Below are 12991 nucleotides of genomic sequence, written 5' to 3'. Positions count from 1 at the left end.
GCGAGGCGAATCGCCTGCCCTCTTATGCCATATCCGCCGGGTACGGATGCCAAAGTCCTAGCGCCGACGTTTCTGGAAGACGAAGCCGATCACCTGGGCGGCCGCCTCGAAATGCTCGCGCGGGATGGTCTGGTCGACATCGACCGAGGCGTAGAGGGCGCGGGCCAGCGGCACATTCTCGACGATCGGCACATTGTGCTCTTTGGCGATCTCGCGGATCTTCAGGGCCAGGGTGTCGACCCCCTTGGCCAGACAGACCGGCGCGCCGTCGCCTTGATCCGGCTCATAGCGCAAGGCCACGGAATAGTGGGTCGGGTTGGTGACGATGACGGTCGCCTTGGGCACATTCTGCATCATCCGCTGGCGGCCGCGCTGGGCCCGGATCTGCTTCAGCTTGGCCTTGACGTGCGGGTCACCCTCGGCCTGCTTGTAGTCTTCCTTCAGTTCCTCGCGGCTCATCCGCATGCGTTTGGCAAAGCGCATCTTCTGCCACAGGAAGTCGGCGCCGGCCGTGAACGCCAGAAACACCAGGGTCGCGGCCATCAGCCAGACGGCCAGGTCGCGGGTGAAGGGCAGGATGCTGGCCGGCGACATGGCGGCCATATTCTCCAACTCGCGCAGGTGGGGCCTGAGCACCATCCAGCAGATGGCGATCACGGCCAGCAGCTTGATGAAGGTCTTGACGAAATTCATCAGGCCGTCGGGCCCGAAGATGCGCTTCACCCCTTCCAGCGGATTGATCTTGCTCCACTTGGGTTTCATCTTCTCGGCGCTGAAGATCAGGCCCGACTGGGCCAGATTGCCGCCCACGCCGCCCAGGATCACCGCCAGCGCCAGCGCGCCCAGAAAGGGTGCCGCCGCCCACAGGGCCCGGGCGCCGATCTCGACCCCTGCCCCGGCCTCGAGCGCGCCGACCATGGTGTGAGGCTCGGCGATAAACGGCAGCAGGCTTTCCGCCATCATCCCCGCGAACGGGCCGCCCGCCATCAGCAGCACTGCGGCCGCCCCGAGCAGCGACAGGGCGGAGGCGACGTCGGGCGATTTGGCAACGTCGCCCTTCTTTCGCGCGTCCTCGAGCTTTCGCGGGGTTGCCTCTTCTGTTTTGGACTCGGGATCCTTGTCGTCAGCCACCGGCCCCTCCGGCGAAGATCTGGGCCAGGCTGCGATAGCGGTCGATGAAGATGGTCCCGACCACGCCCAGCGACAGGGTGAAGATCGACAGGCCCAGCAGGATGCTGAGCGGCGCCGTAGCGAAGAACACCTGGAACTGCGGCATGACGCGACCGACCAGCCCGGAGGCCAGGTTGAAGATGATGGCGAACACGATCACCGGCGCGGCCAGCTGGATTCCCAGCATGAAGCTGTCGGCAATCGTCTGCAGGGCCAATTCGACAAAGTCCGCGGTGATCAGCGGCCGGACCGGCGCGATCAACTCATAGGACCCGGCCAGTCCCGCGAGGAACAGGTGGTGGGTATTGGTGGCAAACAGCAGGGTCACCCCCAACAGGGTCAGGAAGGCCGATATGGTCGAGCCCGGCTGGGCCTGCATGGGGTTGGTGCTCTGGGCAAAGCTGAGCGTGGTCTGCAGCGACACGACCTCGCCCGCCGTCGCCAGCGCCGTCATGAAGGCCCGCAGGATCGCCCCGATCATCAGGCCGGTGGCGACCTCGCGGATCACCCAGCCCGCCATGCCCCCGACGCTTTCGGGCAGGGCCGGCAGGGCGGGGGCGGCAACCGGCCAGACGACCAGGGTGATCACCAGCGCCAGCGACAGGCGGATGCGCGGCGGCACATAGGTCTCGCCGAGGCCCGGCAGCAGCATGAGGATGGCGCCGAGACGTGCAAAGACGAGGGCGGCACCCCAGACCTGATCGGCGGTGGCGTAGCCGTCCACCCGCCTACATGCCCGCGATGCGGGCGGCGATCGTCTGCATGAAACTGCCCAGCAGCGCCCCCATCATCGGCAGGAACAGCAGCAGGGAAATGAAGATGGCCAGGATCTTGGGCGCATAGATCAGGGTCTGTTCCTGGATCTGGGTCAGGGCCTGAAACAGGCCGATGCCGACCCCGACCAGCAGGGCGACGATCAGGGCCGGCGCGCACAGCTGGATGGTCAGCCACAGGGCATCGCGCCCCACATCCATGACCTCGGCACCATTCATGACTCAGAACTCTCCAGACCGGCACGCGTACCCGGCAGAAACTGCCGGGAGCGTGGTTAACACCGCCCTAACGATGCGTCGCTTTCGCTGGCCCGACCCTTGCGGGACCGGGGATCAAAGGAGTGCGGACCATGCTGGATCGCTGGATTTCGACCCGAAACGAGACAACCGCCATCGCCCGCGGCGGCTGGCTGGATGCCATCCGTTTCATTGTGGCCCTGCTGATCATCCTGCATCACTTCCAGGCGGCGGGACCGATTGCGCTGGCTGAAGGGCTGCACCCGGCGTTCGAGCACACCGGCTTCCTGCTGACCAATCTGTTCATCATCGACAGCGGCTATGTGCTGATGCGGCTGTATTCGCGCAGTCTGGCCGCGGGCGACGTGAGCCCGGGCGAGTTCCTGACGCGACGGGTGCTGCGGGTCGTGCCGGCGCATCTGATGATGGGGCTGGCGCTGGTGGCGCTGGTGGTCGGCAGTGCCGCCATCGGTCTGGCGCCGCGCAATCCGGAATGGTTCGACTGGAGCCAGCTGCCGGCGCAGCTGGGTCTGGTGCAGGCGTTCGGCATTCCCGGCGGGCTGGGCTGGAACGCCCCCACCTGGTCGATCTCGGCCCTGATCGGCTGCTATCTGGCCTTTCCGTGGATTGTGCGCAGCTGCGCGCGTCTCGGCCCCTGGACCTGGCTGGTGCTGGGCATTGGCCTGTACCTGATCGCCAATGAGCTGGCCCGGGCCCTGCTGGGCTATCCGGTCTATCAGATGCCGATGAAGTTCGGCTTCTTCCGGGCCCTGCCGCTGTTCTTCATGGGCATGGCGCTGGCGGCGTTTGCGCACCGGGTCTGGATCAACCCCAAGCTGGCCCGCTGGGTCGGGGTGCTGGCGACCGTCGGCCTCGTCGCCCTGCAGTTCTATGGCAAGAATGCCCTGCCCAGTCTGGTGATGATCTCGCTGATCATTCTGGCGGCCGGGGCCATTCCGGTCACCCGCCCCTCACGCCTGATCGAGCGGGCGGCGCTGGTGTCGTTCTCGATGTTCATCAGCAATGAGGTGGTGCGGATCGCCTGGTTCGGCGTGGCCAATGTCGCCATCGCCCGGCTGAACCTGTCGGAGCCTATCCAGTGGGCGATCTGGGCCACGGGCGTCGCCATGGCGGTCGCCTTTGCCTTCGCCTTCCACCATATGGTCGACGGCCCGTTGCAGGAGTGGCTCAAGGCCCGGACGCGTCATCGCGCTCCCAAGGCCAAGGCCGTCAGATCGGCATACGCATGATTTCCTGATAGGCCTGGATCATCTGATCACGCACGGCCAGGGCGGTTTCCAGCGAGGCCTCGGCCGAGCTGATGGCGGTGACCACATCGATCAGGCTGCCCTGCCCCTGAACCACCTGGGTCATCTGGGCCTCGGCGGCGCGGGTCTGGGTGGTGGCGCTGGCGAGGACGTTCTGCACCAGTTCGGAAAAGCCCGGCGCGTCGGTCGGGCTGACCGCTCCGGCAGAGCCTGCACCCTGAATGGCCTGATAGGCGCGGGCGGCGGCAATCGGATTCATGGCGGCCTATCCCCTATTTCTTCAGGATCTCGAGCAGGCGGCTTTCCATGGCGCGCGCTGTCTCGATGATGTTGAGGTTGGCCTCATAGGCGCGCTGGGCCTCGCGCATGTCCATGGCCTCGACCAGGGTGTTGACGTTGGGGCGCATCACATAGCCGTCGGCATTGGCGGCCGGGTGGGACGGGTCGTAGTCCATGCGGAAGTCGCCCTGGTCCGGGCGAACCTCGGCCAGCACCACTCCGGTCACGCCATCGACCGTGCGCGACTGGAACACCGGCACCTGCCGCCGATAGGGCTCGCCGCCCGCGACCGGTGAGGTCGAATCGGCGTTGGCGATGTTCTCGGCGATCACGCGCATACGCGACTGCTGGGCCTTCATGGCGCCGGCGGCCACGGACATCGCGGGATTTCTGGGCGGGACGGGATCGGGCATGGATCAGGCTTCCTTCAGCCGGGGCTCAGCGGCCCGGCGGGCGCGCGGCCATCCGCAGCAGGGTCATGGACTTCTGGTAGAAGCCGATCGCCGCCTCATAGGCCATACGGCTCTCGGTCATCTTCAGCATCTGCTCCTCGACCACCACCGAATTGCCGTCCAGCGTGGTCTCGGAGTCAGGGGCCTCGACAGCGGAATAGCGGGCGGCGGGCGACGGCGGGGCGATATGCCCGGCCTGGGTCCGGGCCAGGGTCACCGGCCGGGCCGTCATGGCCGAGGCGAAATCCTTGGGCAGGGCCAGGTCGTGCGCCACATAGCCGGGCGTGTCGGAGTTGGCGACGTTCTGGGCGATCACCCGCTGGCGTTCATCCAGCCAGGTCAGGCGGCCCTTGATCTGGGTCAGAATGGGCAGGTCGGCCACACCCATGTCAGCCTCCTTGGACGCGCGAACCCGCCAGCGTGCGGGCTGGGCATAAACTGCCGCCTCCATGGTTAATCACGGGTTATCTAAACGCGACGTTAACCCTCACGGTTAACCGTTGGCCTCGAACCCGCCCGTGCGGGCGCGTCGATTCGAGCCGCCATGTCGAGCCTTCATGTCCTTTCTTGATCTTGCCCGGGCGATCTTCGGCCTGGCCTTCACGCTTGGCCTGATCGGTCTGGCCGCCTGGGCCGGGCGCCGCTATGCGCCGCAACTGCTGGCCCGGTTCGGCACCGAGCGGGGCGAGCGGCGGCTGAAGGTCGTCGAGACCCTTGTGCTGGACCCCGCGCGCCGTCTGGTGCTGGTGCGCATCGATCAGGAAGAGCGGCTGATCCTGCTGGGCGAGGGCCGCGAGCTGATCGAGCCGCGCCAGTCGCTGGCCCCCCTGCCGCCCGGGTCACAGCCATGAGCAGGCCCCGGACGCGCCCCGCCATCCTCGCCCTGCCCAACCGGGAAGAGCTGAAGCGCGCGGCCCTGCTGTCGCTGCTGGTCACCCTGGTCTCGCTGGTCTGGCCGATCGCGGCCCTGGCCCAGGAAGTCGCCTCCGGCAGCGCCATCAACATCGATCTGGGCACCGGCGCCGGACTGACCGAGCGCGTCGTGCAACTGGTCGGACTGATGACCGTGCTGTCGCTGGCACCGTCGATCGTCATCATGACGACCAGCTTCGTGCGGATCGTCGTGGTGCTGTCGCTGCTGCGGACGGCGCTGGGCATGCAGCAGTCGCCGCCCAATGCCGTTCTGGTGTCTCTGGCCCTGTTCCTGAGCGCCATTGTCATGGCTCCGACCTGGCAGGCGGCCTATGATTCGGGCATCCGGCCCTTGCTGGATCAGGAGATGGAGCTGCCCCAGGCCTTCGATGCGGCCTCGGAACCGGTAAAAATTTTCATGCTCTCGCAGGTGGATCAGGACGACCTGGCGCTGTTCACCCGCCTGTCCAACATCGAGGCCCCTGAAACCGCCGCCGACCTGCCGATCCGGGTCGTCACCCCGGCCTTTATGATCAGCGAGCTGAAGCGGGCCTTCGAAATCGGATTTCTCCTTTTCGTTCCGTTCCTTGTGATCGATCTGGTGGTCGCCAGCGTGCTCATGTCGATGGGTATGATGATGCTGCCTCCGGTGGTGATTTCCCTGCCGTTCAAGCTGATCTTTTTCGTGCTGGTGGACGGCTGGCGACTGGTCGCGGGCAGCCTGGTCGAGAGCTTCCAGAGGGCGGCCGGAAGCGGGTGAAACCCTTTCATCCACAGGCGATGCGCCCCGGTATGGCTTGCAATGTCACCGGAAACGCGCGTTGATCCGGTCGTCATCGCCCGCAGCGGGCGAAAAAATGGAAACGACCCAAATGACCACTCAAGCTGAACTGATTGCCGCCGTCGCCAAGGATGCCGGTGTTTCCCAGGCCGATGCCGGTCGCGTTCTGACGTCGATCGTCGAGAACATTCACAAGAGCCTGAAGAGCGGCGGCGACGTCCGCATCTCGAACCTGGGCGTCTTCGACACCGCCGCCCGCGCGGCCCGTGAAGGCCGCAACCCGGCCACCGGCGCCACCATCAAAATCCCGGCCTCCAAGGCGGTGCGCTTCCGCGTGTCCAAGCCGCTCAAGGATGCGGTCAACAGCTAAGTCTGACGTTCAGACCTGTTAGCCGGCGGCGGCGGGGGCAACCTCGCCGCCGTCTTCGTTTCTGAAGCGCCCCTTCACGCTTTCGACCCAGCCGGTGAAGGTGTCGGCCCGCGCGGCCATGGCGGCGAACTCGCGGATGCTGGTGGGATCCTCCAGCCCGTTCAGACCGGCCAGGGCGATCCGCAGGGCATTGGGAGCCCGTGCCTTTTCGATGAAGGGCGTCCAGTTGCGCGACAGCCTGAGCAGCGCCGCATCGTCCTCAGCCAGCGAATAGCCGACGGCGGCACGCAGCAGGCGGTTTTCCTCGTCGCGGGTCAGCGGGGTCGCCGTATCCACATGGCGGTCGCCCAGACCCTGCTCGTAGAGGGCCGCAGCCTCACCCCATTTTTCCTGTTTCCAGAATACCTCGGCCCGGGCGGCGCGCGCCTCGGGGCTGGTGTCATTGGCCAGCACCTCGAGCGCATGATCGAAGCGGCCGAGGCCCAGCAGGGCCCGGGCTTCCAGCACCCGGCGCTCTGACGCCAGCGCCGTGGGCAGCAGGGTGGTGCGGGTCGCCCACAGGGTTTGAAGCGCGGCCTCGGGCTGGCGGTCCATCAGATAGACAACGGCCAGATCGGCGGCCACCTGGGCCTGGGCCACGCCCTCCAGCCGGTTCTCGACCTGGTGTTTCAGCAGTTCGGCGGCCTGATCCAGCAGGTCGACGTCGATCAGACGCCGTGCGAGACGCCGCACCATCTCATCGCCGTCGGCGCCGATCGGCGTCAGTTCGCGGAAGTCATAGAACAGGCCGAGGGCCTGGATGGGCGGCATGCCGTCGGCCCCGCCCTCAAGGAACAGCGCCCGGAACACACGGGCCAGATCGGCCTGCAGCGCCTCGGCGCCTGGCAGGCGCGACAGGCGGGTGCCCGCACTGCGCAGTGCCGTCAGCGCCTCGCGATACATGCCCTGGGACATATAGAGTTCACTGAGTGTGCGGATGACCTCCAGCTCGGTGACGTCGCCGCGCCAGCGCCAACGCAGACCTTCCAGCACCCGTGCCGCCTCGATGGGGGTGACCGCGCCGCGTGCCAGATCGATCTTTACCGCCGCCAAACGGGCCGGAACGGCGACCTGATCCAGCGGCGCCCGGCCCACGGCATGATAGACCGCCCGCGCGCGGTCGGTCTGGCCCTCAAGCTCGAACAGCCGGGCCTGCACCAGACGCACGGCCAGTTGTTCGCCGGCGCCGATGTCCTGGCTGAGACAGTAGGAGATCAGGGCCTTGGCCGCCTCGGTGTCGCCGGTCCTGAGCGCCGCCTCGGCATGGGCGGCCCCGAACCGGGCCCGCCAGACCGGCGGGAAGTCGTCGATGACCATGGAGGCGCGGGCGAAGGCTTCGCGCGCCGCCGTCCAGTCGCCGCGCTGCGTCGCCAGATAGCCCTGCCAGGCCTGGGCCGAGGGGTCGCCCGCCAGCGCCGCCCCCGCCAGATCGACGGCGGCCTCGTCATAGCGACCGATGGCGACGCGGGCCGCCGCGCGCAGGCCGCGCACCTCGGCCTCGCCCAGCATGCCGGGGGCTGCGGCCACGATCGAGTTCAGGACGCCGATCGCCTCATAGTGCAGGCCCGATCCGACGAGGAACCGCGCCAGCGCCAGACGGGCCTCGACGGGCGCGCGCGGATTGTCGCCCGCCGCCTGGGCCTCGTCGGTGGCCGCCGCCTGCAGCCGCCGGTGGGTGGCGACAAACCCCTTGTCGCCCGTTGCGGCCCATTCGCTCAGGATCAGGGCGGGATGGGTGGCCTTTTTCGGCGTATCGTCGGCCAGCTCCGCCGCGTCCAGCGCGGCCGAGGGGGGCGACAGGGTCAGCCCGCCGGGCCGGCTGATCAGCACGCGGTCGCCGGCGGCCTCGATGGTCAGATCGTCGGTCGGGGTCTCGATCCCCAGCCCCTGCGCCGAGGGCAGAAGGGTCAGGTCCACGGTCTGGCGGCGTCCGGCAAAGCCCTTGCCGGGGGCCAGGGCCGTCACGGCGGCAAAGCGGTCTCCGACCAGCGGATCGGTCAACCAGATGGCCTGGGTCGCCCCGGCCATGGTGACCACAAGCGACGCGCGGCCTTCCTCATCGCGACCGACCCGGACGCCACCCGGAGGGACGGCCCGGCCGCCGAGGGTCACGGTCCAGACATTGCCCTGTCCCGAGGCAGCGACCTGGAGGTTGCGGGGGGCGTCGATACGCAGCGAGGTGTAGTCGGGCCCGCGCGCCCAGCGGGCCTCGCCCGCCGGACCCAGATCGCTGGCGGCCGGCATCTCGAGCGACGCGGCCTGGTCGAAGACGATCCAGACGGCCTCGCCCCGGCGGAACACGGCGGCGCCGACCGGACGGTCCCAGTTGAAGGTCAGGGTGACCGAATCCGCAGAGGGCGCGGCGCGGACAACCACGGTGGCCGCGGAGGCTGCAGCCGCAGACGGGGGCGGGGCCTCGCCCGGGCGATACAGATTGATCCAGACGGCGCCGTCGGCCTGCCCCTGGGTGACCGAGGCCCCTTCGGCCAGGGTCAGGACCAGTTCGGTGGCATTGGGCACGGACCGGGTCTCGACCGCTTCCAGTCCGGGCGGGGGATCGACCTTGAGCCGCGACACATCGGGGGCAGCGGTGGTGCCCACACGGACCACGACCGTGCGCCCGTCGACCGACACGCGCGAGCGCGCCCCGACCACACCGGCGAACTCGATTCGGGTATAGGCGTCCGTGGTCCCGATGCGGATGGCCAGCGGCTCGGTCACGGCCGAGGCCGGGACTTCCTGGGCCAGGGTCAGCAGGGGCGCGAACGCGACCGACCCGGCCGCGGCAAGCGCCACGGTCGACCTCAGGACGCCCTTCGTGGCCTTGGTTCGGGACATGATGCCGGACCATCGCAACAAGGCGTTGCTTCACGGTTAACGGTTCCTGACCCCTTCCCTGTGCGACACTGCGTCGGACTTGTTTGACGGGACCCCGGGGTCCAGATGCAGGCCAGTCGATGAAGGGACATCTCATGACACCGCCGGAACCCGGCCCCGATCCCGTCGAGGCCCCAAAGCCCAACCTGCTGATGGTCTCGCTGAAATGCCGTTGTCCGCGGTGCGGCGAGGGGCCGCTGCTGGTCGGCTATCTGACCGTGCGCGACGCCTGCCCCGCCTGCGGGCTGGACTACAGCTTTGCCGATCCGGCCGATGGCCCGGCGTTTTTCGTCATGTCGATCGTCGGGGTGATCGGCATGGCCGCCATGATGGCGCTGGAGCTGGGACTGCACCCGCCGATCTGGGTGCACCTGTTGGTCACCCTGCCGCTGATCCTGATCCTGTGTCTGGGCAGTCTTCGGCCGTTCAAGTCCTGGCTGGTCGCCGAGCAATATGCCCGCAGCGCCGCCCCGCCCGAATTCTCAAGCGTCGGCAAGCATGGAGAAGGCTCGCGCTGGCGCTGAGGCAGTCTGGCGGTTCGGGAACCGCGATGGAGGCCTGACCCGGAATCGAACCGGGGTGCACGGATTTGCAGTCCGCTGCGTAACCACTCCGCCATCAGGCCATTGATCGCGAGCCGCGTTCGCTATCAGATCGGATTGTCCCCCGCAACGCACACTCCTATAAGCGGGCCAGCTTTTTCACTCTCCTCTCCCAGGGATCGATCGACGCATGGACTTCCAGACGGCACGCAAGGTGATGGTGGACAGCCAGGTCCGCGTGAACGATGTCACGGACCGCAGTCTGCAGGCGGCCCTGCTGGCGGTTCCGCGCGAGACCCTTTGCGCCCCGGATCGCGCCTTTTCCGCCTATGCCGAGGTCGAGGTTCCGGTGACGCCCCGGCGTAGCCTGATGCTGCCGCGCGACCTGTCGAAACTGCTGATGGCCGCCGCCCCCAAACCGCTTGAGCGGGCGCTGGTCATGTCGGGCGCCTACGCCGCCGCCGTGCTGGCACAGATGGGTCTGGACGTGACCTTGCAGGAGTCGGACGCGGAAGCCCTGGCCATATCCGCCCCGACCCTGAACGCTGCGGGCGTCACCATGGTCGAGGCCCCGCTGGACCGGCCGCAGTCGGACGGCTGGGACCTGATCGTCTCCGAGGTCGCCGTGCCCGTCCGTCCTGACGCCTGGCTGGACGCCCTGACGGTCGGCGGTCGCGCCGTGCTGGTCGAGCGCAACGGCCCGGTCGGCAAGGCCAGCCTGCACGTGCGCACACCCGAAGGCTGGTCGCGTCGGCAGCTGTTCGATGCCACCCCGCCGGTTCTCGACGAACTGCGCCCCGAGCCGGCCTTCAGCCTCTAGTCTCAGTGTGGCGACGGAATGAACCGGGTGCCGCGTGAAAAAAACTTAACTGGCGTCGGGCACAACGATCTCGCACTACGCTCGTCACCGAGAATGACACGACGCGGGCCGGCCGCGTCAGGCAGGATATGAAGATGTTCAATCGCACCCGTGCGCTGATTTCGCTGGCGGCCCTCGCCCTGGGGTCCGGACTGGCCATGCCGGCCCTTGCCCAGGACACCCTGCCCGATGCCATCCGCATGGCGTACCGGACCAACCCGACCCTGCTGGGCCAGCGCGCCAATCAGCGGGCGCTGGACGAATCGATCGTCCAGGCACGGTCGGGCCTGCGTCCGTCGATCGATGTCAGCGCCTCGGCCGGCTATACCCAGACCCGCACCGCCGGGGGACCGCAGGAAGTCGACACCAACAACGACGGCGTCCCCGACGCCACGGTCAACGTCCCGGCCAATACCTTCGACAGCACGTCGGGCAGCGCCACCATCGGCCTGTCCCAGACCCTCTATTCCGGGGGCCGCATCTCGCTGGGCATCAGCGCCACCGAAGCCAACATCCTGGCGGGCCGCGAAGACCTGCGCTCGGTCGAGCAACAGGTGCTGGCCACTGTCATTCAGGTCTATGCCGATGTGCTGCGCGACGAAGAGATCGTCCGCATCCGCGAAGAGAACCTGACCGTCCTGCAACGCCAGCTGGACGAGGCCTCGGCCCGCTTCGAGGTCGGCGAGATCACCCGCACCGACGTCGCCCAGGCCGAAGCACGCCTGGCCCAGTCCGAGGCCGATCTGGCCAACGCGCGCGCCCAGCTGTCGGTCAGCCGCGCCTCCTATGCCGCGATCGTCGGCCAGACCCCGGGCCGCCTGGCCCCGCTGCCGCCCCTGCCGGGCGTGCCGGATGACTTTGACGTCGCCCTCGACATCGCCCTGGTCGAGAACCCCGGCATCCGCGCCGCCGAATATGCGCTGGCCGCGGCCGAGGCCAATGTCGCCCTGGCGCGCGCCGAATACCTGCCGTCCGTGCGGGTCAGCGCCTCCTACGGCGGTTCGACCAATGAGCTGTCCAGCTTTGACCTGGCCGACCGCACCACCTTCCAGGCCGGCGCCACCCTGTCGGTGCCGCTGTTCACCGGCGGCCTGAACCAGTCGCGCGTGTCCCAGGCGCTGGAGCGCGCCAATGCCGCCCAGATCAGCATCGAGGGCCAGCGCCGCAATGTGCTGCAGTCGATCAGTTCGTCCTATGCCCAGCTGATCTCGGCCCGGTCGAGCCTTCGCGCCGGTGAGGAAGCGGTCCGCGCCGCCACGGTCGCCGCCGAAGGCGTCCGTCAGGAAGCCCAGGTCGGCCTGCGCACCACCCTCGATGTGCTGAACGGCGAACTGGAACTGCGGTCGGCCCAGGTGGCCCTGGTTACTGCCCGCCGCAATGAATACGTCGCCATGGCCCAGCTGCTGCTGGCCATGGGCCGTCTGGACGTCACCGTGCTGGTCCCTGCCGCAGACGTCTATGATCCGTCGGTCAACTATGACCGCGTGCGCAACCGCGGTGGCCTGCCGTGGGACGGGGTGATCGAGGCCATCGACCGCATCGCCGCGCCGCCGATCCGGCCCGCCAATGACGCCGAAGACGCCCCGATCGACAGCCAGCTCAAGGGCGACACCATCCAGACCGGGCCGCGCAACTAGCCGCAGTTTAACCAAAGAGGCGAAAAAGGTTCGTTGATTCCGGGCCCCGTTGATGCGACGACAGGACACACGGGGGCCGCATCGGTCCGTTCCGATCCCGTCTGCGCGCCGGCGCAGCGACCATGCCAGGGGTTATGAGACATGACTGATCCGACCGCCCAGGAACCGACGATGGAGGAGATCCTGGCGTCGATCCGCCGGATCATCTCGGAAGACGACGCCCCGGCCGAGACGGCCCCGGCGGCCGCCGCGCCCCAGGCGGAACCGGAACCCGCACCCGAACCCCAGACCTATGCCGAGCCCGAGCCGGCCGAGGACGTTCTGGAACTGACCGAACGCTATGAGGCGCCCGCCGAAGAGTCGGCCGAGGAACCGCCCGCCCCCGCGCAGGAAACCCTCGGCGACCTCGACATCGGCTCGGCCGATCCCTTCCCCGTCGATGAGGCCGCGCCCGAGCCCGAACCCGAGCCGGAACCTGCCCCCGCCCCGCGCCCCGCGCCGTCGTCCGACGAGGCTCTCGTCAGCGACGCGACCGCGGCCTCGGCCGCCGGAGCCTTTGCCGGCCTCGCCGCCGCCCTGCGCCCGGCGCCTGCTTCGGCCAGCGCGTCCGCCGGCAACAGTTCAACGGTCGATGAGCTGGTCCGTGCACTGCTCACCCCCATGCTGCGCGAAATGCTCAAGGACTGGCTGGACGCCAATCTGCAGGGCATCGTCGAGACCGAGGTCCGCAAGGAAGTCGACCGCGTATCGCGCCTGAACGGTGCGCCCCGCTAGCCTCTGACCCTGACTTCGTCC

15 protein-coding genes and 1 tRNA gene are annotated in these 12991 nt (G+C 68.2%); 8 read left to right on the top strand and 8 right to left on the bottom strand.

Annotation, left to right across the window (positions count from 1 at the left end; translation table 11 throughout):
* Positions 1-57: 57 nt before the first annotated feature.
* From flhB to fliQ, 3 genes are read right to left on the bottom strand one after another with little or no spacing between them, the layout of a single operon-like run.
* Positions 58-1131, bottom strand: a complete 1074-nt coding sequence (flhB, locus tag V7672_RS10920; protein ID WP_335624614.1) for a flagellar biosynthesis protein FlhB — start codon at positions 1129-1131, stop codon at positions 58-60.
* A complete protein-coding gene (gene fliR / locus V7672_RS10915; protein WP_335624613.1) occupies positions 1124-1894 on the bottom strand; it encodes a flagellar biosynthetic protein FliR in 771 nt (256 codons plus the stop codon). The genes flhB and fliR overlap by 8 nt, the downstream gene beginning before the upstream one ends.
* A gap of 4 nt (positions 1895-1898) precedes the next feature.
* Entirely contained in the window at positions 1899-2162 is a 264-nt protein-coding gene (fliQ, locus tag V7672_RS10910; protein ID WP_123287918.1) for a flagellar biosynthesis protein FliQ, read from the bottom strand.
* A 131-nt stretch (positions 2163-2293) separates the two neighbouring features.
* Here fliQ and V7672_RS10905 point away from each other — a divergent pair, with 131 nt between their 5' ends.
* Entirely contained in the window at positions 2294-3430 is a 1137-nt protein-coding gene (locus tag V7672_RS10905; protein WP_335624612.1) for an acyltransferase family protein, read from the top strand.
* Here V7672_RS10905 and V7672_RS10900 read toward each other — a convergent pair.
* Genes V7672_RS10900 through V7672_RS10890 form a run of 3 tightly spaced genes read right to left on the bottom strand, consistent with a single transcriptional unit; the run spans position 3411 to position 4567 of the window.
* Positions 3411-3707 carry a flagellar hook-basal body complex protein FliE gene (locus V7672_RS10900; protein ID WP_335624611.1) on the bottom strand — a complete coding sequence of 99 codons (297 nt, stop codon included), beginning with the start codon at positions 3705-3707 and terminating at the stop codon, positions 3411-3413. The two genes, V7672_RS10905 and V7672_RS10900, sit on opposite strands and share 20 nt — an antisense overlap.
* A gap of 13 nt (positions 3708-3720) precedes the next feature.
* Positions 3721-4140: a flagellar basal body rod protein FlgC gene (gene flgC, locus V7672_RS10895; protein ID WP_442889291.1), complete on the bottom strand. Its 420-nt coding sequence runs from the start codon at positions 4138-4140 to the stop codon at positions 3721-3723.
* Between the two features lie 25 nt (positions 4141-4165).
* Positions 4166-4567, bottom strand: a complete 402-nt coding sequence (locus V7672_RS10890) for a flagellar basal body protein (protein WP_335624822.1) — start codon at positions 4565-4567, stop codon at positions 4166-4168.
* 169 nt (positions 4568-4736) lie between these two features.
* Between V7672_RS10890 and V7672_RS10885 the strand changes: the two genes are divergently transcribed.
* The 3 genes from V7672_RS10885 (at position 4737) to V7672_RS10875 (ending at position 6242) form a co-directional block, all read left to right on the top strand.
* Positions 4737-5030, top strand: coding sequence for a flagellar biosynthetic protein FliO (locus V7672_RS10885; protein WP_335624610.1), 294 nt, complete (start codon positions 4737-4739; stop codon positions 5028-5030).
* Complete coding sequence (gene fliP, locus V7672_RS10880; protein ID WP_335624609.1) at positions 5027-5851, top strand: flagellar type III secretion system pore protein FliP; 825 nt, start codon at positions 5027-5029, stop codon at positions 5849-5851. The genes V7672_RS10885 and fliP overlap by 4 nt, the downstream gene beginning before the upstream one ends.
* 112 nt (positions 5852-5963) lie before the next feature.
* Positions 5964-6242, top strand: a complete 279-nt coding sequence (locus tag V7672_RS10875) for an HU family DNA-binding protein (protein ID WP_305488182.1) — start codon at positions 5964-5966, stop codon at positions 6240-6242.
* A gap of 18 nt (positions 6243-6260) precedes the next feature.
* Here V7672_RS10875 and V7672_RS10870 read toward each other — a convergent pair whose 3' ends face one another.
* Positions 6261-9119: a tetratricopeptide repeat protein gene (locus V7672_RS10870; RefSeq protein ID WP_335624608.1), complete on the bottom strand. Its 2859-nt coding sequence runs from the start codon at positions 9117-9119 to the stop codon at positions 6261-6263.
* Positions 9120-9253: 134 nt separating this feature from the next.
* Here V7672_RS10870 and V7672_RS10865 point away from each other — a divergent pair, with 134 nt between their 5' ends.
* Positions 9254-9682, top strand: a complete 429-nt coding sequence (locus V7672_RS10865) for a DUF983 domain-containing protein (protein ID WP_335624607.1) — start codon at positions 9254-9256, stop codon at positions 9680-9682.
* A 27-nt stretch (positions 9683-9709) separates the two neighbouring features.
* Here the strand turns inward: V7672_RS10865 and V7672_RS10860 are convergent.
* Positions 9710-9783 (bottom strand) — tRNA-Cys (locus V7672_RS10860).
* Positions 9784-9890: 107 nt separating this feature from the next.
* Between V7672_RS10860 and V7672_RS10855 the strand changes: the two genes are divergently transcribed.
* The 3 genes from V7672_RS10855 (at position 9891) to V7672_RS10845 (ending at position 12970) form a co-directional block, all read left to right on the top strand.
* Positions 9891-10520 carry a protein-L-isoaspartate O-methyltransferase family protein gene (locus V7672_RS10855; RefSeq protein ID WP_335624606.1) on the top strand — a complete coding sequence of 210 codons (630 nt, stop codon included), beginning with the start codon at positions 9891-9893 and terminating at the stop codon, positions 10518-10520.
* A 134-nt stretch (positions 10521-10654) separates the two neighbouring features.
* Positions 10655-12196, top strand: a complete 1542-nt coding sequence (locus V7672_RS10850) for a TolC family outer membrane protein (RefSeq protein ID WP_335624605.1) — start codon at positions 10655-10657, stop codon at positions 12194-12196.
* A gap of 141 nt (positions 12197-12337) precedes the next feature.
* Positions 12338-12970, top strand: coding sequence for a DUF2497 domain-containing protein (locus V7672_RS10845; protein WP_335624604.1), 633 nt, complete (start codon positions 12338-12340; stop codon positions 12968-12970).
* Positions 12971-12991 lie beyond the last annotated feature (21 nt).

It is taken from the genome of Brevundimonas sp. (assembly GCF_036963785.1).
Taxonomy (GTDB): domain Bacteria; phylum Pseudomonadota; class Alphaproteobacteria; order Caulobacterales; family Caulobacteraceae; genus Brevundimonas.
Note: the sequence above shows the minus strand (reverse complement) of the source record. Positions and strands in the feature narration are given on the sequence as shown.

Coding starts and splice junctions, on each gene's coding strand:
- fliQ (WP_123287918.1), bottom strand. CDS start 2,162: ATGAATGGTGCCGAGGTCATGGATGTGGGGCGCGATGCCCTGTGGCTG.
- V7672_RS10905 (WP_335624612.1), top strand. CDS start 2,294: ATGCTGGATCGCTGGATTTCGACCCGAAACGAGACAACCGCCATCGCC.
- V7672_RS10900 (WP_335624611.1), bottom strand. CDS start 3,707: ATGAATCCGATTGCCGCCGCCCGCGCCTATCAGGCCATTCAGGGTGCA.
- flgC (WP_442889291.1), bottom strand. CDS start 4,140: ATGCCCGATCCCGTCCCGCCCAGAAATCCCGCGATGTCCGTGGCCGCC.
- V7672_RS10890 (WP_335624822.1), bottom strand. CDS start 4,567: ATGGGTGTGGCCGACCTGCCCATTCTGACCCAGATCAAGGGCCGCCTG.
- V7672_RS10885 (WP_335624610.1), top strand. CDS start 4,737: ATGTCCTTTCTTGATCTTGCCCGGGCGATCTTCGGCCTGGCCTTCACG.
- fliP (WP_335624609.1), top strand. CDS start 5,027: ATGAGCAGGCCCCGGACGCGCCCCGCCATCCTCGCCCTGCCCAACCGG.
- V7672_RS10875 (WP_305488182.1), top strand. CDS start 5,964: ATGACCACTCAAGCTGAACTGATTGCCGCCGTCGCCAAGGATGCCGGT.
- V7672_RS10870 (WP_335624608.1), bottom strand. CDS start 9,119: ATGTCCCGAACCAAGGCCACGAAGGGCGTCCTGAGGTCGACCGTGGCG.
- V7672_RS10865 (WP_335624607.1), top strand. CDS start 9,254: ATGACACCGCCGGAACCCGGCCCCGATCCCGTCGAGGCCCCAAAGCCC.
- V7672_RS10855 (WP_335624606.1), top strand. CDS start 9,891: ATGGACTTCCAGACGGCACGCAAGGTGATGGTGGACAGCCAGGTCCGC.
- V7672_RS10850 (WP_335624605.1), top strand. CDS start 10,655: ATGTTCAATCGCACCCGTGCGCTGATTTCGCTGGCGGCCCTCGCCCTG.
- V7672_RS10845 (WP_335624604.1), top strand. CDS start 12,338: ATGACTGATCCGACCGCCCAGGAACCGACGATGGAGGAGATCCTGGCG.